This is a genomic window from Roseateles sp. P1_C1_2 (assembly GCF_056406535.1).
The window spans coordinates 81,935-101,274 of record NZ_JBFUAB010000012.1; the positions used below are offsets into that span (position 1 = coordinate 81,935).

The 19,340-nt window shown below is 68.9% G+C and carries 19 protein-coding genes; 7 read left to right on the forward strand and 12 right to left on the reverse strand.

The annotated features are described in order from the left end of the window. Positions 1 to 11: 11 nt before the first annotated feature. Complete coding sequence (locus AC1D2H_RS13425) at positions 12 to 407, reverse strand: VOC family protein (RefSeq protein ID WP_478011305.1); 396 nt, start codon at positions 405 to 407, stop codon at positions 12 to 14. A 40-nt stretch (positions 408 to 447) separates the two neighbouring features. Here AC1D2H_RS13425 and AC1D2H_RS13430 point away from each other — a divergent pair, with 40 nt between their 5' ends. The 3 genes from AC1D2H_RS13430 to AC1D2H_RS13440 all read left to right on the forward strand — a co-directional run bounded on the left by AC1D2H_RS13430 (position 448) and on the right by AC1D2H_RS13440 (position 2,581). Further along, positions 448 to 1,785, forward strand: a complete 1,338-nt coding sequence (locus tag AC1D2H_RS13430; protein WP_477931685.1) for a serine/threonine-protein kinase — start codon at positions 448 to 450, stop codon at positions 1,783 to 1,785. 83 nt (positions 1,786 to 1,868) lie between these two features. Continuing rightward, positions 1,869 to 2,165, forward strand: coding sequence for a PsiF family protein (locus tag AC1D2H_RS13435; protein WP_477931684.1), 297 nt, complete (start codon positions 1,869 to 1,871; stop codon positions 2,163 to 2,165). A gap of 161 nt (positions 2,166 to 2,326) precedes the next feature. Beyond that, positions 2,327 to 2,581, forward strand: coding sequence for a glycine zipper domain-containing protein (locus AC1D2H_RS13440; protein WP_477931683.1), 255 nt, complete (start codon positions 2,327 to 2,329; stop codon positions 2,579 to 2,581). Between the two features lie 50 nt (positions 2,582 to 2,631). On the opposite strand, the gene AC1D2H_RS13445 is transcribed toward AC1D2H_RS13440, so the two are convergent. From AC1D2H_RS13445 to AC1D2H_RS13470, 6 genes are all read right to left on the reverse strand, one after another. Continuing rightward, the gene (locus AC1D2H_RS13445; RefSeq protein ID WP_478011306.1) at positions 2,632 to 5,625 is read right to left on the reverse strand and encodes a TonB-dependent receptor; all 2,994 of its coding nucleotides are present in this window, start codon (positions 5,623 to 5,625) and stop codon (positions 2,632 to 2,634) included. 156 nt (positions 5,626 to 5,781) lie between these two features. Next, positions 5,782 to 6,741, reverse strand: coding sequence for a peptide ABC transporter ATP-binding protein (locus tag AC1D2H_RS13450; protein ID WP_477931681.1), 960 nt, complete (start codon positions 6,739 to 6,741; stop codon positions 5,782 to 5,784). Then, positions 6,734 to 7,684: an ABC transporter ATP-binding protein gene (locus AC1D2H_RS13455; RefSeq protein WP_478011307.1), complete on the reverse strand. Its 951-nt coding sequence runs from the start codon at positions 7,682 to 7,684 to the stop codon at positions 6,734 to 6,736. The genes AC1D2H_RS13450 and AC1D2H_RS13455 overlap by 8 nt, the downstream gene beginning before the upstream one ends. Continuing rightward, a complete protein-coding gene (locus tag AC1D2H_RS13460) occupies positions 7,684 to 8,580 on the reverse strand; it encodes an ABC transporter permease subunit (protein ID WP_478011308.1) in 897 nt (298 codons plus the stop codon). The genes AC1D2H_RS13455 and AC1D2H_RS13460 overlap by 1 nt, the downstream gene beginning before the upstream one ends. Next, entirely contained in the window at positions 8,580 to 9,593 is a 1,014-nt protein-coding gene (locus tag AC1D2H_RS13465) for an ABC transporter permease (protein WP_478011309.1), read from the reverse strand. The genes AC1D2H_RS13460 and AC1D2H_RS13465 overlap by 1 nt, the downstream gene beginning before the upstream one ends. Next, a complete protein-coding gene (locus AC1D2H_RS13470) occupies positions 9,593 to 10,516 on the reverse strand; it encodes an N-acetylmuramoyl-L-alanine amidase (RefSeq protein WP_478011310.1) in 924 nt (307 codons plus the stop codon). The genes AC1D2H_RS13465 and AC1D2H_RS13470 overlap by 1 nt, the downstream gene beginning before the upstream one ends. 133 nt (positions 10,517 to 10,649) lie before the next feature. Between AC1D2H_RS13470 and AC1D2H_RS13475 the strand changes: the two genes are divergently transcribed. The 4 genes from AC1D2H_RS13475 to AC1D2H_RS13490 all read left to right on the forward strand — a co-directional run bounded on the left by AC1D2H_RS13475 (position 10,650) and on the right by AC1D2H_RS13490 (position 14,193). Further along, positions 10,650 to 11,066: a GNAT family N-acetyltransferase gene (locus AC1D2H_RS13475; protein ID WP_478011311.1), complete on the forward strand. Its 417-nt coding sequence runs from the start codon at positions 10,650 to 10,652 to the stop codon at positions 11,064 to 11,066. A gap of 172 nt (positions 11,067 to 11,238) precedes the next feature. Next, positions 11,239 to 12,816 carry an ABC transporter substrate-binding protein gene (locus AC1D2H_RS13480; protein WP_478011312.1) on the forward strand — a complete coding sequence of 526 codons (1,578 nt, stop codon included), beginning with the start codon at positions 11,239 to 11,241 and terminating at the stop codon, positions 12,814 to 12,816. Beyond that, positions 12,813 to 13,514, forward strand: coding sequence for a creatininase family protein (locus tag AC1D2H_RS13485; RefSeq protein WP_478011313.1), 702 nt, complete (start codon positions 12,813 to 12,815; stop codon positions 13,512 to 13,514). The genes AC1D2H_RS13480 and AC1D2H_RS13485 overlap by 4 nt, the downstream gene beginning before the upstream one ends. Positions 13,515 to 13,692: 178 nt before the next feature. Next, positions 13,693 to 14,193 carry a hypothetical protein gene (locus AC1D2H_RS13490; RefSeq protein ID WP_478011314.1) on the forward strand — a complete coding sequence of 167 codons (501 nt, stop codon included), beginning with the start codon at positions 13,693 to 13,695 and terminating at the stop codon, positions 14,191 to 14,193. Between the two features lie 162 nt (positions 14,194 to 14,355). On the opposite strand, the gene AC1D2H_RS13495 is transcribed toward AC1D2H_RS13490, so the two are convergent. The 5 genes from AC1D2H_RS13495 to AC1D2H_RS13515 all read right to left on the reverse strand — a co-directional run bounded on the left by AC1D2H_RS13495 (position 14,356) and on the right by AC1D2H_RS13515 (position 19,303). Beyond that, entirely contained in the window at positions 14,356 to 15,000 is a 645-nt protein-coding gene (locus tag AC1D2H_RS13495) for a glutathione S-transferase family protein (protein WP_478011315.1), read from the reverse strand. Positions 15,001 to 15,083: 83 nt separating this feature from the next. After that, on the reverse strand, positions 15,084 to 15,596 hold the full coding sequence (locus AC1D2H_RS13500; protein ID WP_478011316.1) for a DUF2894 domain-containing protein: 513 nt from the start codon (positions 15,594 to 15,596) through the stop codon (positions 15,084 to 15,086). Then, a complete protein-coding gene (locus tag AC1D2H_RS13505; protein WP_478011317.1) occupies positions 15,596 to 16,249 on the reverse strand; it encodes an OmpA family protein in 654 nt (217 codons plus the stop codon). Before AC1D2H_RS13505 ends, AC1D2H_RS13500 begins: the two co-directional genes overlap by 1 nt. After that, positions 16,242 to 18,629 carry a coiled-coil domain-containing protein gene (locus tag AC1D2H_RS13510; protein WP_478011318.1) on the reverse strand — a complete coding sequence of 796 codons (2,388 nt, stop codon included), beginning with the start codon at positions 18,627 to 18,629 and terminating at the stop codon, positions 16,242 to 16,244. The genes AC1D2H_RS13505 and AC1D2H_RS13510 overlap by 8 nt, the downstream gene beginning before the upstream one ends. After that, positions 18,629 to 19,303: a DUF3348 family protein gene (locus tag AC1D2H_RS13515; RefSeq protein WP_478011319.1), complete on the reverse strand. Its 675-nt coding sequence runs from the start codon at positions 19,301 to 19,303 to the stop codon at positions 18,629 to 18,631. The genes AC1D2H_RS13510 and AC1D2H_RS13515 overlap by 1 nt, the downstream gene beginning before the upstream one ends. Between the last annotated feature and the right edge of the window lie 37 nt (positions 19,304 to 19,340).

The following is a 19,340-nucleotide window of genomic DNA, read 5'->3' on the forward strand; positions in this document are numbered from 1 at the left end:
GCTGCGCTGACTCAGGGCTGTGGCGCTTCGTGACAGGCGACGCAGAGCTTGTTGCCCTCCGTGTCGCGGAAGTAGGCGCCGTAGTAGTTCGGGTGGTAGTGGGCCCTCAGGCTGGGCGGGCCTTCACAGCGGCCGCCCTGGGCCAGCGCCAGTGCGTGGGCCTGGTCCACCAGCGCGCGGCTCGTGGCCAGCAGGGCCACCATCTGGCCGTTTCCCGGCTCATGCTGGCCTTCAAAAGGCTTGCCCAGCAACAGCAACGGGCGTGGCCCCGGCGTGCTCTGCCAGCCGGCCCAGCCCTCGGCCGGGTTGCAGAAACGTTCGGTGACACCCAGCAGCGCCAGCAGCGGCCGATAGAAGGCCAAGGCGCGATCGAAGTCACGAGTGCCGAGAAATACGTGGGAGAACAAGGGCCTGCACCTCCGGGAGCGGCCCCTATCATGCCCCGCGATGACCGCATCCGCCGACGATCTGCCCGCCCATATCGGCCGCTACCAGGTGCTCAAGCGCCTGGGCGAGGGGGCGACGAGTGACGTCTTCCTGGCCCGCGACCCCTTCCAGGACGTGGACGTGGCCATCAAGCGCATGCGCGCCTGGGCGGCGCCGCCGGATGCGCCGAGCAGCGACTTCAGCAACCGCTTCTTCAGCGCCGAAGCGGCCCTGGCCGGGCGGCTGCACCACCCCAATGTCGTCGCCATCCTGGACGCCGTGTCCGAAGAGGCCGCGCCCTATCTCGTCATGGAGTACGTGCCCGGCGTCACGCTGAAGCACTTCTGCCGCAGCGATCGCCTGCTGCCGCTGGACCAGATCGTCGAGCTGGGCTTCAAGTGCGCGATGGCCCTGAGCTATGTCTACCGCCAGGGCGTCATCCACCGCGACGTGAAGCCGGCCAACCTGCTGGCCGTGCTGGATCCCGGCGGCCAGGTCGTCGACGTCAAGGTCAGCGATTTCGGCTCGGCCTTGAACCTGCTGGCCGATTCGACGCAGATCCACCGCGTCGGCTCGCTCGCCTATATGCCGCCCGAACAGATCGAGGGCGGCGACGTCGACTGCCGGGCCGACATCTATGCGCTGGGCGCGGTGCTCTACCACCTCATCAGCGGCCGCCCGCCTTTCGATGCGCCGCACCAGATGGCGCTGATGCACCAGATCTACCACCAGCCGCCGCTGCCGCTGATGGGCCAGCGCCAGGGCGTCACCGAGGGCCTGGACGCCGTCGTGCTGCGCGCGCTGTCCAAGCACCCGCACGAGCGCTTTGCCGACTGGGAGAGCTTTGCCCAGGCGCTGTCGGCTCTCGTCGCCAGCCAGCAGGTGCCGTTGAACCGCCTGGGCGAGGTGCGCGACTCCGAGCGCTTCAACCTGCTGCGTTCGCTGGAATTCTTTGCCGACTTCGGTGACGTGCAGCTGTGGGAAGTGGTGCGGCGCGCGCGCTGGAAGCGCTACCCCGTCGGTCACGCCCTCTTCAGGCGCGGCCAGGAGGGCAACAGCTTCCACATCATTGCCCAGGGCGAGGTGCAGGTCTTCCGCGAAGGGCGGCTGGTGGCCTCGCTGGGCCAGGGCACCTCGGTGGGCGAGATGGCCTATCTGGCGCCCAACCCCGACCTGCGCCGCCACAGCGCCGAGATCCGCGTCAGCCAGGAGTGCACGACGATCTGCTTCACGCCGGAGTCCGTGGGTCAATTGAGCCCCGAATGCCAGCACCGCTTCGACCGCGGCTTCATCCGCGTGCTGGTGCGCCGCCTGCATGCGGCGCACGAGGCCCTGCACCACCCGCGGCGAATTTTGTGACGCCGATGAAACACGGCTTGGCACGGTCATGGGCGCATGCTTGAATTGACTCGCCTATCCACCTCCCGAAGAAGGGGTTCCCGATGAAACGATTCGCCATCCTGCTCGCCTGCGCTGCCGTTGCTTTCGGGGCCCAGGCCACGCCGCAGCAGGACAAGATGAAGGCCTGCAATGCCGAGGCCAAGACCAACGGCAAGAAGGGCGACGACCGCAAGGCCTTCATGAAGGAATGCCTGTCCGGCGGTGCAGCGCCCGCTGCGGCCGCCCCGTCGAGCGCCACCTGCGACAAGTCCGCCGCCGACAAGAAGCTGCACGGTGCAGCCGCCAAGAGCCACGTCAAGAAGTGCATGGCCGACGCAGCCGCCTCGGCGCCCAAGTGACCGGCTGACAAGCCCTGTAGGACGAGAGCCACCTTCGGGTGGCTCTTTGCTTTGGGGTGGTAGGTTGGCTCCGACACGGGATTGGCCCGCCGGCTGGTTCCGGCCGGGGCCGCCGGCGCCGAAAGTTGGCTCACGTGATTGCCACCCCTTAGGAGCAAACCATGAGCACGATTGACATGATTTCCAGCCCCTCCACCGCCTACTGGCGCCTGACCCTGCTGTCCGTTGTGGCAGCGGCAACCCTGGCCCTGACGGGCTGCGCGGGCATGTCGGCCCGTGAGACCAGCACCATCGTTGGCGCCACGGCGGGTGCCGTCGTCGGCGGCGCTGTGACCGGCACGACGGCCGGCGCTGCGGTCGGCGCTGCCGCCGGTGGCGTGGTCGGCAACGAAGTCGCCAAGAAGCGCAACCGCTAAGGCATGAAAAAGGCCGGCGTGAGCCGGCCTTGCGCTGCGGGTTCTGAAACTCAGAACTTGTAGCGCGCCTCCAGGTAGTACTGGCGGCCCGAAGCGTCGACCTTCTGCTGCTCCGCCTCGCTGTAGCGATAGGTGGCGCGGACCGGGTTGGTCAGGTTGGTGGCGCTGAAGGACAACTGCAGCTCCGGCGTGATGTTGTAGTTGGCCGAGAAGGCCACGTTGGCCACCGGCGCCGCGATGGTCGGCGCGGAAGGCATCAGCACGCCGCCGATGGTCGAATTGCCCTGGCTGTTGGCCGTCGGCGACGGTGCCGTGGTGCTGGACACGTAGGCGCCGCGGTAGTTGTAGACCAGGCGTGCGCTGAACACGTCGTTTTCCCAGTACACGCCCACATTGCCGGCGATCTTGGACGCACCCGTCATCGGGCGGCCGTCTTCCACGCGGGTTTCGGTGTAGCTGGCGTTGGACTGGAAGCCGAAGCCCCAGGGGAGCGGCTGCTCCCAGCTCAATTCCAGGCCCTGGATGCGCGCCTTCTGCTGCGTGGACGAGTTGATCAGATAGGTGCGGTACTGATTGGTCGTGCCGTCGTACAACTCGACGGTCTGACCCGACGCGGTGCCGCCGGTCTTGGCGTAGCCGTCGATCAGCGAACTGAAGCCCGAGAGCGCCAGCATGGCGCGCTTGTCGTAATACCAGGCCAGCGAGATGTCGAGGTTGCGCGCGCTCATCGGCGTCAGGTTCGGGTTCGGTCCCGTCACCGTGCAGCCCTGCGAGGTGCAGGCCTGGCCTGAGTAGGTGGCGCCGTAGAGGTTGTAGTTCTGGCGGCCGATGGTCTTGGACAGGCCCAGGCGGCCGACCAGCCCGCTGAAGATCTCGTAGCGCAGGTTCAGGCTCGGCAGGATGTCGTCGAAGATGCGCCGGGTGGTCTCCTTGCGGTAGATCACGCCGGTGGCGCCGTTGAAGGCCGTGTTGTCGTAGTAGGGCTGGCCTTCGCTGACATCGAGGATGGCGTCCGGGTAGGCGGCGCAGGGCACATAGGGCTTGCCCGGCTCGATGCGCAGGCAGGCGCCCGCCGGGATCGGCACCGGCGTGCGCGAGGTGACGGCCGTGCGCACCAGGCGCAGGCCGACATTGCCCGACCACTTCTCGCCTTCCAGGTTCTGCATCAGATAGGCCGAGCTCTGGATTTCGCGCAGGTCGATGGAGCCGGAGATGCGGCGCTCCCACTGGGGGCTGGTGGGCTTGGCCAGGTCGCCGAAAAGGCTGGTCAGCGTGTCGCGCGAGAAATAGAAGCCGGAGTTGTCGATGTTGCCACCGAGGTATTTGCCGAAGTCGCCGGGGTAGGGCACGGCCAGGGCCGGGTCAGGCGCGTTGGCAGCCACGAAGGCGGACTTCAGGGCCACGGTCGACAGGCCGTACTGGCGGCGGTGGTCGGCATTGCGAAAGCCGAAGCTCATCGAGCTGAAGATGCCGCTGTCCTGCGTGTACTCGCCGTCGACGGCGAAGCTCTTCTCGCTGTCGATGGTGTGATAGCGGTTCAGGCCGCTGCGGCCGGTCAGGCGGTAGCCGGGCGTGCCGGGGGCCGCGCTGGTGGCCAGGGGCGTGGTGCCGCTGCCGGCGTTGATCCAGCTGAAGTCCGGCGCCTTCTCGAGGTCGGTGATGTCGTACTTGACGCCCTGGCCATAGCGCGAGTAGGTCAGACCGCGGTCCATGTCGGTGTGGCCGATGCCCTTGGTCGTGCTCAGCAGGCCCTTGAGGGTCAGCTTGTCGCTGACGACCCATTTGCCATCCAGGTCCAGGAAGCTGGAGCTGGCATAGGCGCCGCTGCGGTAGAAGCCTTCCGAGTCGCCCACGTACTGGGCCGGCAGGCCGTTGGCGTAGGAGATCTCCGCGGACTTCAGCACGCGCAGCTTGTGGCCATAGATGGTCTCTTCCTCGGCGATCACCGGGTTCTTGATGGAGGCGTAGACGCGTTGGCCGTTGACGTTGGTGGCCGTGGTGCCGCCCAGCGGGCCGGACTGGCCGGACAGCATCTGGTAGAGGGCGCCCATGGTCGCGCGGCCGAAGTTGGCCGCGTTCATCTTGGAATAGAAGCCGGTCAGGCCCACCTCGGTATTGCTGGTGGGCTTGAACTGGCCGGAGAGCATGCCGCCCTTGCGGTCGCGCACGCCTTCCACGAATTCGGTGGACATGGAGCCCGGCAGGCGCACGCCGTTCAGGTCGGCGGCCTTGTAGGGCGTGCCGGCCAGCGAGGCGTCGGTGATGCCCAGCATGGTGGCCGTGTTGATCTGGTCCCAGCCGGAGTTGGCGCCGTAGGCGAAGCGCGAGGCGGTGTCGCGGCGTATGTAGCGCTTCTCGGCGAAAACCTGGCCGATGAAGCCCAGCGTGCTGTCTTCGTTCTTCCAGTTCAGGTTGGCGTTGAGCTGCGGGCTGGTCTTGGCCGGCAGGTCGGCGTACACGCCGCCGGCGCTGACCACGCCGCTGAAGCCCTTCGGGGAATCCAGGGGCTTGCGGGTCGTCACATTGATCGTGCCGGCCAGGCCGCCGTCGACGATATTGGCCTGCGAGGTCTTGTAGACGGTGGCCGAGTTCAGCACCGAGGAGGGCATCAGCGACAGGCTGGTGGAGCGGCTGCTGGAGGCCTGGTCGGACAGATACCAGTCGCCACCGGAGACGGTGTGGCCGTTGAACAGGATCAGCGACATGTCGGGGTTGGTGCCGCGCATGGCCACCTTCTCGGCCTCGTCGTAGTCCGTGCGCACGGCCACGCCGACGACGCGCTGCAGCGAGTCGGCCAGGTTCTTGTCGGGCATCTTGCCCACATCAATGGCCGTGATGACGTCCACGTTCGCCGAGGCGTTGCGCTTGGCCTCCAGCGAGGTTTCCAGCGAGGCGCGGATGCCGGTGATGACGACCTTCTCCAGCGCCTGCGCATCGGCCTTGGCCTTGGCGGCGTCCGGGGTTTGCTGGGCCAGGGCCGCGCCCTGCAGGCTCAGCAGCAGGCCGGCGAGGCCGCAGGCGATGGGGGTGGGCTGGAATCTCATGGTGTTTTCCTTGCGTTGCCGAATGCAAAGATTCTTGCGACGCAAGTCACACCCCATCAGGGGCCAAGCCCGCGGAGTCGGCACCGGAGCAACACTCCGCGCATCACGGAATGAGCGCCGGGCATGTACGGCGGTTATGCCCGCCGTGGCGTCATGTCAAACGACGTGGCAGGCGACGCGCCGGCCATCCACCTCGCGCAGCAGCGGCACCTCTTCGGAGCAGCGCGGCACGGCCAGCGGGCAGCGCTTGTGGAAGCTGCAGCCCGTGGGCGGATTCAGCGGGCTGGGCAGTTCGCCGTGGATGACGATGCGCTCGCGCCGGTCGGCCTTGCGCAGGGCCGGCGTCGCGCTCATCAGCGCCCGCGTGTAGGGGTGCAGGGGCGCCGCGAACAGCCGCTTCTTCTCGCCGATCTCCACCGCCGTGCCGAGGTACATGACCATCACTTCGTCGGCCACGTGTTCCACGACCGACAGGTTGTGCGAGATGAACACATAGCCGGTGCCGAACTCGTCCTGCAGGTCCATGAAGAGGTTCAGGATCTGGGCCTGGATGGACACGTCCAGCGCGCTGACCGGCTCGTCGGCGACGACGATGCCGGGGTTCAGGATCATGGCCCGCGCGATGGCGATGCGCTGGCGCTGGCCGCCCGAGAACATGTGCGGATAACGGCGCAGATGCTCGGGCCGCAGGCCCACCTTGGCCGCGAGTGCCGCCACGCGCTCACGGCGCTCCAGTGCCGTCATGGGCGTGTTGATCAGCAGGGGCTCGGCCAGCGTGGTCTCGACGGTCTTGCGCGGGTTCAGCGATGCGAAGGGGTTCTGGAACACCATCTGCACCTGGCGGCGCAAGGACTTCAGCGTGGCCTTGTCGGCCGTCGCGGCATCGGTGCCGCTGATCTTCAAGGCGCCGCGCGTCGGGTGCTCGATCAGCGTCAGCTGGCGCGCCAGCGTGCTCTTGCCGCAGCCCGATTCACCGACGACGGCCAGCGTCTTCTTCGGGGCCAGCGTGAAGCTGACGCCGTTCAATGCCTTGACGGTCGCCTTGGGCTTGAACAGGCCCTGGCTGACGCTGTAGTGCCTGGCGAGGTCGGTCGCTTCGAGGAGGAGCTCAGACATGGGCGCGCTCCTCGACGGGGAAGAAGCAGCGCACACCGTTCTCCAGCGCCGGCCGCTCGGCCACGCAGCGCGGCTGTACGCGCGGGCAGCGCGGCGACAGCAGGCAGCCCTTGGGGCGGTCCAGCGCGCCGGGCACGATGCCGGGCAGGGCGGACAGGCGGGTCGCGCCCTTGTTGTGCTCAGGAATCGCCGCGAGCAGGGCATTCGTGTACGGGTGGCGCGGCGCGTCGAAGAGCGCGGGCACGGGGCCGGTCTCGACGATCTGGCCGGCGTACATCACGGCGATGCGCTGGGCCATCTCGGCCACGATGGCGAGGTCGTGCGTGATCATGATCAGGCCCATGCCCTGCTCGCGCTGCAGCTTCAGCAGCAGAGCCATGATCTGGGCCTGGATGGTCACGTCCAGCGCCGTGGTCGGTTCGTCGGCGATCAGCAGCTTGGGGCCGCAGGCAATCGCCATCGCGATCATCACGCGCTGGTTCATGCCGCCCGACAGCTGGTGCGGATAGGCATTGGCGCGATTGGCCGCGTCGGGGATTTCGACCTGCTCCAACAGCTCGATGACGCGCTGCTTCGCCGCCGCGCCGCGCATGCCCAGGTGGGCCTTCAACACCTCGGCGATCTGGGCGCCCACCGTGTAGCTGGGGTTGAGGCTGCTCAGTGCGTCCTGGAACACCATGGCCACGTCGCGGCCGATCAGCGCGCGGCGCTCCGAGGCGTTCAGCTTCAACAGGTCGCGGCCCTGGAATTCCAGCGCGTCCGCAGTGACCTTGCCTGGCGCGTCGATGAGGCCCATCAGCGCCAGCATCGTCACCGACTTGCCCGAGCCCGACTCGCCGACGATGCCCAGCAGCTCGCCCGCGTCCAGCGTCAGGTCCACGCCGTCGACGGCGGGGAAGTTGCCGAACTGGACCTTGAGGTTCCTGATGTTCAGCAAGGGCATCAGGCCACCTTCTTCAGCTTCGGGTCCAGCGCATCGCGCAGCCCATCGCCCATCAGGTTGATGGCCAGCACCGACACGAGGATGGTCAGCCCCGGCAGCGTGACGACCCAGGGTGCGCGGGTGATGTAGTCGCGGGCGGAGGACAACATCGTTCCCCACTCGGGCGTCGGCGCCTGCACGCCCAGGCCCAGGAAGCCCAGGCCGGCGGTTTCGAGGATGGCCGACGAGAAGCTCAGCGTCGCGTTGACGATCAACGGCGCCATGCAGTTGGGCAGCACGGTGATGAACATCAATCGCCACACATGGGCGCCGGCCACGCGGCTGGCCGTCACATAGTCGCGGCCGATCTCGCCCAGGGCCGCGGCGCGCGTCAGCCGCACATAGCCCGGCAGCGCGCCGATGGCGATGGCAATGACGGTATTGACCAGGCCGGGGCCGAGGATGGTGATGACGCAGATGGCCAGCAGCAGGGCCGGCAGGGCCAGCACAATGTCCATCACGCGCATGATGGCGGGCGACAGCCAGCGCTGGAAGAAGGCCGCCAGCAGGCCCAGCAGCACGCCGGGCAGCAGCGACATCAGGACCGCAGCGAGGCCAATGCCCAGCGACACGCGGCCGCCATGCAGCAAGCGGCTCAGCATGTCGCGGCCCAGCTCGTCGGTGCCCAACAGGAAGCGCGTGTTGCCGCCTTCGGCCCAGACCGGTGGCGTCAGCATGAAGTCGCGGTATTGCTCGATGGGGTCGTGGGGCGCGATCAGCGGCGCAAACAGGGATGCCAGGGCGATGACGGCGAAGACGATCAGCGCGACCAGGGCGCCGCGGTTGGCGGCAAAGCCCAGCCAGAACTCGCGCAGCGGGCCGGGCGGCTCGATGGCTTTCTCAAGGACGGCGCTCATCAGTGACCGCCTCCCCGGATCCGCGGATTCACCACCCCATACAGCACATCCACGATCAGGTTCACGCCGATGAAGGTCAGCGCCGAGATCAGGATGCCGGCCTGCACGACGGGATAGTCACGCCGCCCGATCGAGTCGATCAGCCATTTGCCGATGCCGGGCCAGGAGAAGATGGTTTCGGTCAGCACGGCGCCCGCGAGCAGGCTGCCGGTCTGCAGGCCCACCACCGTCAGCACCGGGATCAACGCATTGCGCAGCGCATGCACGACGACGACTCGCGTCGGCGACAGGCCCTTGGCGCGGGCGGTGCGCACATAGTCCTCGCGCAGCACTTCGAGCATGGACGAGCGCGTCATGCGCGCCACCACCGCGAGCGTGCTGGTGCCCAGCACCAGGGCCGGCAGGATGAGGTGCATCAGCGCCGACTTGAAGGCGCCTTCCTCGTTGCTGAGCCAGGCGTCGATCAGCATGAAGCCGGTCACGCGTTCGGGGTCGAACTCGATGCCGATGCGGCCCGACACCGGCGTCCAGCCCAGGTTTACCGAGAAGAACATGATGAGGATCAGCCCCCACCAGAACACCGGCATCGAATAGCCGACGGTGGCCGTGCCCATCACGCCCTGGTCCAGCAGCGAGCCGCGCTTGAGGCCGGCGCTGACGCCCAGCAGCAGGCCAAAGCCCACCGCGAAGATCAGCGCCGCCGTCGCCAGCTCGACGGTGGCCGGGAACAGCGCTGCGAACTCCTTGCTGACCGGCTCGCGGCTGACCAGGCTCTGGCCCAGGTCGCCGTGCAGCAACTTGCCGACGTAGTCCGCGTATTGCACCGGCAGCGGCTGGTCCAGGCCCATGCGCTTGACGAGCGCCGCATGCGCCTCCGGGTCCAGGCGGCGCTCGCCCATCATGACCTCGATGGGGTCGCCGGGCACAAGGCGGATCAGGCCGAAGGCAACGATGGTGATGCCGATCAATGTCGGCACCAGGGTCGCGAGACGTTTGAGCAGGAAGGCGAGCATCACCAGCGCGAGGTGTAGGGCCGCGTCTCGGTGTCGGTCGCACCCGCCACGCGCATGGCGCTCGGCGTGGACGCCACCTCGATCAGCGCGGCCGTCTCGGCGTCCGGCGTGCCGGAGATGTCGCGTGGCCGGTACTTCATCTGGAAGGTGGCGATGACTTCCTTGGTCAACACGTCCAGCTGGCCCGAGCGCGACACGTTGTAGCCGATGCGCGCCAGGCGCTCCTGCAGCCAGGCCACGTCGCGCGGCGCGACCTCATGCTCCAGCGTCTTGACGATGACCAAGGGGCCGTCCGGCCAGGGAATCAGGCCCGCCTCGGCCAGCTGCCGCCAGGGGAACTGCGGACCCGGGTCCTGCTTGCGGCCGGGCGCGATGTCGGCGTGGCCGATGATGCGGTCGGGTTTGACGTTGTGGCGCTTCTGGATGTCGCGCACCAGGGCGATGACCTCATCGATCTGGGCCTGCGGGAAGGGCGCGTAGACGCGGCCGCCGGGCCCGTCCACATAACCGGCGTTGACGATCTCGATGCCGATGGAGGCCGAATTCAGGTTGGTGTTGCCGGCCCAGTAGCTGGCGCCGGCATGCCAGGAGCGGCGGTTCTCGTCCACCAGCGCGTAGCTGGCCACCGGGTTGTCGCGCACCAGGTAGTGGGCCGACACCTGGCCGCCCGTCGTCAGCACCTTCAGCGACTTCTCCCAGTCGATGACGGTGTAGTGCAGCACGATGTACAGCGCGCGGCTGTCCTGGTTCTGCGAGGTGTAGCTGCGGTCGATGTTGGGCGCTCGCACGGCGATGGCCGGCGCAGCGGTGGGGGCCGGGGCGCTCTGGCGTGCGGGCGCCGGCGTGGCCGCCGGCGGCGCCACGCTGGCGCAGGCACTGAGCAGCAGGGCCAGGGAGGCAGCAACGAGGGAGGTGGACTTCATGCGTGGGAGGGCGTGGCCAGACCCGGATTGTTGCAGCGCACCCGGGTTGCCGGCCCCGGGCCAGCCCGCAGGGGCCATGTCGGAGGGCGCTGCGGGTATGAGTGCAGGTGATGGGCCGGCACAGAATGCGCGCATGAGTCCTGCCTACACGACCCTGCACGCCACACCGTCGGCCGACACCTACCGCCACCTTCGCGTCGCGTCCGGCCTCAGTCCCAAGTCCGACGAGGCCGCTGCGCGCGGCCTGCCGGGCACGCTGTTCGGGGTGCAGATCCTGCACGGCGGCGAGCCGATCGGCATGGGCCGCGTCATCGGCGACGGCGGCACGGCCTTCCAGGTCGTCGACATCGCCGTGCTGCCCGAGCACCAGGGCCGGGGCCTGGGCAAGCTCATCATGGGCGAGATCGCCGCCTGGCTGCGCGACCACGTGCCTGAGACGGGCTATGTGAGCCTGCTGGCTGATGTGCCGGCCGACGCCCTCTATGCCCAGTTCGGCTTCGTGCACACCGCGCCCGCGACCTTGGGCATGGCATGGAAGCGAACAGCGTGATGCCCCTCGCCCAGTCTTGCGACGCTGAACGCGCGCAACCCTGGTTGGTCCCCCGAGGGGACGGCGATGCTTGCGGCATCGAGCCGCACGCACATCGCCAAGCGGGCCGGCTCGGGAGCGGCCCAGCGCTCGGCCCGGAATACTCGGTTTCGCTTGTGAATGGATGACTGACATGAAACGCCTGATCGTGCTCGCGCTGGTGGCCGCCTCGGTCTCGGCTCAAGCCAAGACGCTGACCGTCTGCACCGAAGCCAGCCCCGACGGCTTCGACTACTCCCTCTTCCACGCCAACTCCACGGCCGACGCCTCCTCCGAGGCCCTCTACAACCGCCTCGTCGAGTTCGAGCCCGGCACCACCAAGCTCGTGCCGGCGCTGGCCGAGCGCTGGGACGTCAGTGCCGACGGCAAGACCTACACCTTCCACCTGCGCGCGGGCGTGGCCTTCCACACCACGCCCTGGTTCAAGCCGACGCGGCCGTTGACGGCCGACGATGTGGTCTACAGCTTCACCCGCCAGATCGATGCCAAACATCCCTGGCATGGCCAGCCGCGCCAGGGCTGGTACTACGCGACGGCCATGCAGTTCGGCCAGTTGGTCAAGAGCGTCATCGCCGTGGATGCGCGCACGGTGCGCATCGAGCTGACGCGGCCCGAAGCGCCCTTCCTGGCCGACGTGGCCATGGGCTTCTTGAGCGTGCTGTCTGCCGAGTACGCGCAGCAACTGCAGGCCGCCGGTCGCATGGAAGACATGAACCTCAAGCCGGTTGGCACGGGGCCGTATCAGTTCCGCAGCTATGTGAAGGACGCCGTCGTCCGCTACGACGCCCACCCAGGCTATTTCCGCGGCAAGGTGGCGCTGGACAAGCTTATCTTCTCCATCTCGCCCGACCCCGCCACCCGGCTGCAGCGCCTCAAGGCCGGCGAATGCGATATCGGCCTCTACCCGATGCCCCAGACCTGGGACGAGATCCGCCGCGATGGCAAGCTGCAGCTGCTGACCGGCCCCGGCCTGGTCACGACCTTTGTCGGGCTGAACGTCGAGCACAAGCCCTTGGACGATCGCCGCGTGCGCCAGGCCCTGGGGCTGGCGACCGACCGAGCATCGATCGCCCGTGCCGTCTACGGCGGCGCTGCCAGTCCGGCCGGCAACCCCTATCCGCCTTCGCAGTGGAGCTATGACGACAAGGCCGGCCCTGCGCCGCAGGACCTGGCCAAGGCGCGCGAGCTGCTCAAGGCCGCCGGGCTGGCCAACGGCTTTGCGCTGAAGCTGTGGATTCGCGCCGGCGCCGGTGCCACCAACCCCAACCCCAGGGCGACGGCCGAGCTGCTGCAGGCCGACTGGGCACGCATCGGCGTCAAGGTGGAGATCGTCACGCTGGAATTCGGCGAGCTGCTCAAGCGCACCCGCGCCGGCGAGCATGACGCGACGCTGCTGGCCTGGGCCTCGGACAACGGCGACCCCGACAATTTCTTGACGCCCAACTTCGCCTGCGCGGCTGTCGCAGGCGGTTCCAACGTGGCACGCTGGTGTCGGCCTGAGTTCGATGCAATGCTTGCAGAGGCTCGTCAGGTCGCCAACCAATCCAAGCGGGACGCCCTCTACCGCCGTGCTCAAGGCCTCTATCGCGACGATGCGCCCTGGGTGCCGTTGACCTACCCGACGACGGCCATCGCCACAACCAAGCGCGTCGTCGGCATGAAGGTCAGTCCCTTTGGCCTCAACAACTACTCGGCAGTGGACGTGAAATGAAGATCGCCGACATGAACTGGATGCAGGTCGAGGCTTGGCTGAAAGCCGACGACCGCTGCCTGCTGCCCATAGGCTGCACCGAGCAGCACGCGTATCTCAGCCTCGCGGTCGACGCCATCCTGGCCGAGCGCGTCGCCGTCGAGGCGGCCGAGCCGCTGGGCGTGCCGGTGTTCCCGGTCCTACCCTTCGGCATCACACCCAGCTTCATGAGCTATCCCGGCACCGTCACGCTCAAGGTCGAGACGATGGTGCGCGTCGTTCACGATCTGCTGGACAGCCTGGACCACCAGGGCTTCAGGCGCATCCTCATCGTCAATGGCCATGGCGGCAACCAGCCGGTCGCGGCAGCGGTCGCCGAATGGATGGCCGCCCACCCGCGCACCCGCGTGCGCTTCCACAACTGGTGGAATTCGCCCAAGACGCTGGCCTATGTGAAGGCCAAGGACCCGCAGTCGGCCCATGCCTCGTGGATGGAAAACCTGCCGTGGACGCGCCTGGCCGGCGTCACCCAGCCCGAGGGCCGCAAGCCGGCCGTGGATTACCAGCGCTACGCCGTGCTGCCCCCGGATGCGGCGCGCGAGCTGGCCGGTGACGGCAACTTCGGCGGTGCGTACGAGAGGCCCGATGCCGAGGTGCTGGAGATGTGGCGCATCGCTGTCGAGGAGACGCGGGCGCTGATCGAAGGGCCCTGGGCTTAGCTCATTTCGGTTCAAGGAGGGCAGCTTTCGGGCAGGTCCGGTCACTCGCGGACGGCGGCTTTCCGGTAGGCTGAAGCTTTCTGAGTCTCATGCACACCCCGACCGAGCTGCAAGCTTATTTGGCGATGTTTCGCTTTCGGCAAAAAATCTACGCGACGACGCAGTCGGATGACACCGTATGAAAAATCACTTCGCGCTCCTTGCGGCGACGACCCTGCTTTTCGGGTGTGCGGATCCAATTCCAACGGTCGGAAGGGATGTCGAGGAGTCCTTGGCGCGCGAGGCCGTATTTCGATACCAATTTGGCAGAAACGCTTCTGCCATAAAGGGAAACGCAAAGGTTTACTGCCTGGCATTTTTGACGTTTGATCCAACGAAGGGCCTTGTCAAGATTGACCCTGACGATGAGTTCATTCAGCGCTTTGCTGGACACGCTCCTCCGGTGAAAAGGAACTCGGCGTGCGATTTCAATGATAGGGAGGGCGTCATCGACAGAACTACAGGCGGCCGCGGCCTGCTCTTCAATACAGGAGCTATCTCATGGATATCGGGCACAGAGATGCAAGTTGATGGCGGCTACTACGAAGCGTCGCTCAGCTCTTCAGGAAATTCCTACCGGTTGAAGAAAGTCAATGGGAAATGGGTAGTCGTCCAAGAACGAATGAAATGGATTTCCTAAATTTCGGAAGACGCCTGACCTCCCTTTGGAGCTGACTTTGCTCGGCAAGCCTCAGTCCGCAGATCAACTTCAACATTGAACGTCAGCTTTGGGCCGCCTCATCGGGCCTCGTGCTATTTCCGGTTTGGGTCGACAACTGCCCTAGCTGAACCGCATTCCAGCCTAAGCCACAGGCGGCAGCTCGGGCGCGCTCAAGCCGTCGAAGGGATCGGCCCAGGCCGGCAGCGCCATCAGCCTTTCATGCCAGGCGGCCACGGCCGGGTAGTCGGCCAGCGGCAGCTTGGCCACGTCGTTGAAGGGCAGGAAGACGCCCATGCGGAAGTCGGCATAGCTCAGGCCGCTGGCCAGCAACCATTCCTGCTTGGCCAGATGGGCCTGCAGGATGGCCGCGGTCTCATGGAAGCGCGTGGTGCCGCGCACCACCAGGCCCTCGTCCAGCGCGCCCAGCTTGTAGCGCTGCTTGGTGCCGCGCTCGAAATGCACCATGTCGCAGGCATTCATGAAGTTGTCGCGGCTCCAGCTCACCCAGCGGATCATGTCGGGCAGCTCAGCGCCTGTGCGCCAGAACTCCGAGCCCACCAGCTGCGACAGCCGGCAAGCGATGGCATCGGCCTCGAACAGCGAGCTGCCGTCGGCCTCGACCAGGATGGGCAGGCGCAGCGAGGGGTTGAGATGGCGGTATTTGTCGGCCTGGCCCGGCGCCAGCGGCGCGGCGAACTCGTAGGTGACCGGCGCGGCCAAATACTTCGCCGCCGCGACGGCCAGGCGTGGGTTGGGGTTGCGGGAGAAGTAGAGGATGGGCGTCATGCGGCAGGTTGGAGCGTTGGCAGCGTTGTCATCTTCGCGCCTGAGCCCTGTCAGATCCTGTCAGCAGCGAACTGCTGTGCGCGTCAACGCCGCCGAGCGGCGGGCTTGCGGGCCGGCCTGGCATCGCTTTCGGCGGCAACCTGCAGCGGCGCGAGTGCGGCCAGCGCGTCGAGTTGCGTCATCAGGCGCTGCAGATAGTCGGGCGACAGGGCCTGGACCTGCTGCAGCGCGCGGGCCACCAGCACCTGGCTGTTCAGCGGGCCCAGGTGCTCGGGCACCGGCGCGCAGACCTCGGCCATGCGGCGCGTCAGGCGCAGCGCGCTCCAGGTGCGGCGGTGGGCCTGCACATTGCGCAGCTCGGGGCCGGATTGCAGCTGGGCGACAAGTTCCGTCAGCGGACTTGGGGCGTTCGCTGCCGGGCGCACCGGCAGCGCAACCGGCGCGGCTTCGGCGCGCTGCACCAGCTTGGCTATCAGCCGTTCACGCAGCGCACCCGCCTCCAGCGCAGATGCGCGCCGCGCCAGCCCCTCCAGCACGCGCCGGCGCACCGGGTCGGTCTCGGTGCGGGCCTGCACCCAGGCGACGGGATCGTCCATCACGGTGCCGAGGCTGCTGCCCGCTTGGGCCGCGGCGTGGGCGCGATCTCCACGCGCCGGTTCAGCGCGCGGCCGGCGGCCTCGTCGTTGGACGCCACCGGCTGCTGCGGCCCGAAGGCGGCGGCAAACACGGCGTCCGGCGGCAGGCCTTCGGCCATCAGCGTGCGCGTGACGGTCAGCGCGCGCTGGGCCGACAGCTCCCAGTTGTCGGCGAACTTCGATGCGCCCTTGCCGGCCAGCATGCCGCGGTCGTCGGTGAAGCCGCTCACCATCAGGATCTCGTCGCGCTGGGCCAGATAGGTGCGCAGCGGCAGGGCCAGGCTCTTGATCAGCGCGCGGCCGTCGGCGTGCAATTGGTCCGAGCCGATGGCGAACAGCACCGCGCCGCTGATGCCAATGCGGCCTTCCACCAGCGTGATGCGCCCATCCGCCAGCGGGCCGGCCAGGGCGCGCTCCAGCGCCTCGCGGCGGGCCTGTTCGGCCTGGCGCTGCTGCACCTCGGCTTCCAGCTTGTTGGCCAGGTCCAGCTGGCCCACCAGCGCCGCGGCCAGCACCAGCACGAAAGCGCCCAGCACGCCGGCCATCAGGTCGCCAAAGGCCGCCCACGCGGGCGCGCCGACGCCTTCCTGCTCGATCTCCAGCGGCTCATCCATTCGCGGCCGCCGTGGTCTGCAGCGCGTCCAGCACCTGCTTCTGTGAGCCGAGGCAGAGGTCGATGACCTCGCGGGCCTGGGCCACGTAATAGCCCAACTGCTCGTCACTGCGCGCCATCGCGCCGGCCAGGCGCTCCTCCAGCGCGGCCAGGTGCTGCACCAGCTGGGCGTTGGCACCCTGGAACTGCTCGACGGCGGCACCGAAGCCCTCGCCCAGGCTGCCCATCTCGGCGGCGCTGGCGGCGATGGTCGTCGCCGCGTCGGACAGGGCCTGGCCGGTCATGGCGGTCTGCTCCGTGAAGCGCTGGCCCAGGGCTTCGAGCTGGCTGGCCGAACTGCCGACCAGCGCATCCACCTGGGACGCCGCGCTGCTGATCAGCCCGTCGAGCGCGGCGCGCTGCTCGCCGGCCGCCTGCTGCAGCGAGGCCAGCAGCGTCGACACCGTCTGCATCAGCTCGGCGCGTTCGGTCAGGGCCGCGCGGTCCTGAGCCTGGCTTTGCGCGAGCTGCTCGCGCAGGGCCGCCACCACCTCGACGGCCGCGCGCGGTGCTTCGCCAGCGGCCTTCAGCAGCGCGCCGGCCTCGGTCAGCGCCGTTTGCGCCTGGGCCTGGCCCTGGGCCACCAGGTCGCGCGTGTGGCTCAGCAGGCCGTCGGCGAGCTGCTGCTGCTGGGCCAGTTGGGCGGCACCCGCGGCCTGCAGCTCGGTGCACCAGGCGGCCAGGCGTTCGGCGTCGTTGGCCCCATGGGCCGACTGCAGCTGGCCATGCGCTTCGGCCAGGGCGGCGACGGCGGCCCGGGTCTGCGCGGCGAAGCCGGCGGTCAGCTCGGTCAGGGCGTTCTGGGCTCGCTCGCCGCTGGCGGCCAGCAGCTGTTCGTTGGCCGCGCGCTGCTGGGCCAGAGCCTGTGCTTCGGCCTGCGCCTCGGCGCGGCGCTGGGCGTCCTGTTCGGCGAGTGCTGCCTGCTGGCGGGCTTGCGCTTCGGCGATGCGGTCGAGCAGCGTCTGGGTCTGCGCAGCAAAGCGCTCGGCCGTGGCGGTGATGGCCTGCTGGGCCGCATCGCGCTGTTCGGCCTGGGTGGCTTGCTGGCGTGCCTGGGCCTCGGCCACGCGGTCGAGCAGGGCTTGCGTCTGCGCGGCAAAGCGCTCGGCGGTGTCGGCCACGGCCTGCTGGGCGGCGAGGCGTTGTTCGGCCATCGCATCGACCTGGCTGCGCAGGGCCGCGGCGCGGGCGCCGTCGGCCTCGCCCAGCTTGGCGAGCAGGGCCTGTGCTTCGCCGGCCCAGCGCTCGCCCAGGCGCTCGACGGCCTGCTGCGTGGCGGCATGGGTGTCGGCCAGCAACTTCAGCGCGGCCTCGCGCTGCTGGGCCAGGCCTTCGCCCTGGGCCTTGGCGGCGGCCTCGCCCTGCTGGGCGATCTGGGCCACGCCGGCTTCAAAGCGCTGGCTGAGCGCGCCGAGCTGGCCGGCCACCTGCGTGCCCACGCGCTCGTGCAGGGCCGCGGCCTCGCGGGCGATGCCGGCCATGGCGGCTTCGGCGGCAGGCTGGATGGCGGCGCCGGCCAGGCGGGCGCTCTCGGCCAGGCTGTTGCGCAGCGTCGTGTCCACGCTGGCGGCGAGGGCCGTGTAGGCCTTGCTCGTCTCGCCGTGGAAGCGGTCGTTCTGCGCCGCGAGCTGTTCGGCCATCTGCTTGGCGTATTGCTGCAGCTGGGCGACGAGCTCGAGCTGGCGCTGCTGCGCCGCCTCGGTGGCCGCGGCCTCGGCGGCCTGCTGTTCCAGCGCGCGGCGGTGGGCGGCGGTCAGCGGGCGCAGCTTGCCCAGCAGGGCGGTGTCGAGTTGCGCTGCCACGGCGGCGCGTTCGCGGCGCGCCAGGGCCACCATCAGGCCCAGCATGGCCGAGCCCGTCACGCCGGCCACGCTGGCGCTGAACGCCAGGCCCAGGCCCTGCACGGGTGCGCCCAGCGCGTTGCGCAGCGCGGCCAGGTCGGCCGTCTGGCCCAGGGCGCTGGCCGTGCTGCTCAGCGTGATGACGAGGCCGATGAAGGTGCCCAGCATGCCCAGCAGCACCAGCAGGCCGGCCAGGGCCGGCGCCAGCGACAGGCCGGGCAGGGCCACGCGCAAACCGTCCAGGCGCTGCTGCACGGCCGCGCTCAGCGTGGCGGGCAGCTTGGCGATGAAGTCATCACCGTCCAGCGCCGCATCCAGTTCGCGGCTGGCGCGGCGGAAGGCCGTCAGCTCCCAGATGCCGATGGCGAAGAAGGCCGCGATCAGCAGCGTCATCGCCAGCGCCACCGGGTGGTGGCGCGCGGCGGCCAGCGCGGCGCCGGCAATGCCCGCGAGGCCGGCGGCCAGGGCGAGAGGGTAGAGGGCGTTCAGGAAACGGTTCATCAGGAATCGGCTTGGTGCAGGGCTTCGAGGAGGCCCAGCACCGGTTGCAGTCTCAGGTCCAGCTCGGCCCGCAGCGCGCGCTGCAGGTCGGCCCAGAAGCGGGCGCGCCAGCGGCGCGGGTCGGTGGCATGGTGTGTTTCGGCACGCCGGGTCAGCAGCGCGGGCAGGCCGGCCAGCAGCGGGCGCTCCTGCTGCGCGACGGCGCGCTCGAACACGGCGTCCAGCTGCGCCAGGCGGGCCAGCGGGCCGGATGCCTCGGCCAGGCGCGGGCGCAGGCGCTCGCGCAGCGTGGCGACGCGGGCGGCCATGCTGCGCTGCTGCTGGGCGTGGTGCAGGCGGTAGGGGGCCATCAGGTCGGCCAGCGGCACGCTTTCGGGCGCCAGCTCGGCCGATTCGCGTGCCAGCAGCGCGTCGTCGAAGGCTGCGGTCAGCTCTTCCTGCAGGCGCGCCAGCGCGGCGTCGGCCCAGGCCAGGCCTTCACTGCGGGCGGCGGCGTTGGCACCGGCTGCGGGGGCGGTGGCCAGCAACTGGGACAGCCCGATGGCCTCCGCCCAGCCCAGCCAGCCGCCCAGGCGCTCGGCCACGGGAGCCGCCGGCGCCGGCGCGACGCCCCATTGCAGCAGCAACCGGGTCAGGGGCTCGGCGGCGATGGGCTGCGGTGGGAGGGCTTGCATGGGGCTGGCGCGCTTGTGCGAGCGCGCGAGGAAAAAG

Coding starts and splice junctions, on each gene's coding strand:
- AC1D2H_RS13430 (WP_477931685.1), top strand. CDS start 448: ATGACCGCATCCGCCGACGATCTGCCCGCCCATATCGGCCGCTACCAG.
- AC1D2H_RS13435 (WP_477931684.1), top strand. CDS start 1,869: ATGAAACGATTCGCCATCCTGCTCGCCTGCGCTGCCGTTGCTTTCGGG.
- AC1D2H_RS13440 (WP_477931683.1), top strand. CDS start 2,327: ATGAGCACGATTGACATGATTTCCAGCCCCTCCACCGCCTACTGGCGC.
- AC1D2H_RS13445 (WP_478011306.1), bottom strand. CDS start 5,625: ATGAGATTCCAGCCCACCCCCATCGCCTGCGGCCTCGCCGGCCTGCTG.
- AC1D2H_RS13450 (WP_477931681.1), bottom strand. CDS start 6,741: ATGTCTGAGCTCCTCCTCGAAGCGACCGACCTCGCCAGGCACTACAGC.
- AC1D2H_RS13455 (WP_478011307.1), bottom strand. CDS start 7,684: ATGCCCTTGCTGAACATCAGGAACCTCAAGGTCCAGTTCGGCAACTTC.
- AC1D2H_RS13460 (WP_478011308.1), bottom strand. CDS start 8,580: ATGAGCGCCGTCCTTGAGAAAGCCATCGAGCCGCCCGGCCCGCTGCGC.
- AC1D2H_RS13465 (WP_478011309.1), bottom strand. CDS start 9,593: ATGCTCGCCTTCCTGCTCAAACGTCTCGCGACCCTGGTGCCGACATTG.
- AC1D2H_RS13470 (WP_478011310.1), bottom strand. CDS start 10,516: ATGAAGTCCACCTCCCTCGTTGCTGCCTCCCTGGCCCTGCTGCTCAGT.
- AC1D2H_RS13475 (WP_478011311.1), top strand. CDS start 10,650: ATGAGTCCTGCCTACACGACCCTGCACGCCACACCGTCGGCCGACACC.
- AC1D2H_RS13480 (WP_478011312.1), top strand. CDS start 11,239: ATGAAACGCCTGATCGTGCTCGCGCTGGTGGCCGCCTCGGTCTCGGCT.
- AC1D2H_RS13485 (WP_478011313.1), top strand. CDS start 12,813: ATGAAGATCGCCGACATGAACTGGATGCAGGTCGAGGCTTGGCTGAAA.
- AC1D2H_RS13490 (WP_478011314.1), top strand. CDS start 13,693: ATGAAAAATCACTTCGCGCTCCTTGCGGCGACGACCCTGCTTTTCGGG.
- AC1D2H_RS13495 (WP_478011315.1), bottom strand. CDS start 15,000: ATGACGCCCATCCTCTACTTCTCCCGCAACCCCAACCCACGCCTGGCC.
- AC1D2H_RS13500 (WP_478011316.1), bottom strand. CDS start 15,596: ATGGACGATCCCGTCGCCTGGGTGCAGGCCCGCACCGAGACCGACCCG.
- AC1D2H_RS13505 (WP_478011317.1), bottom strand. CDS start 16,249: ATGGATGAGCCGCTGGAGATCGAGCAGGAAGGCGTCGGCGCGCCCGCG.
- AC1D2H_RS13510 (WP_478011318.1), bottom strand. CDS start 18,629: ATGAACCGTTTCCTGAACGCCCTCTACCCTCTCGCCCTGGCCGCCGGC.
- AC1D2H_RS13515 (WP_478011319.1), bottom strand. CDS start 19,303: ATGCAAGCCCTCCCACCGCAGCCCATCGCCGCCGAGCCCCTGACCCGG.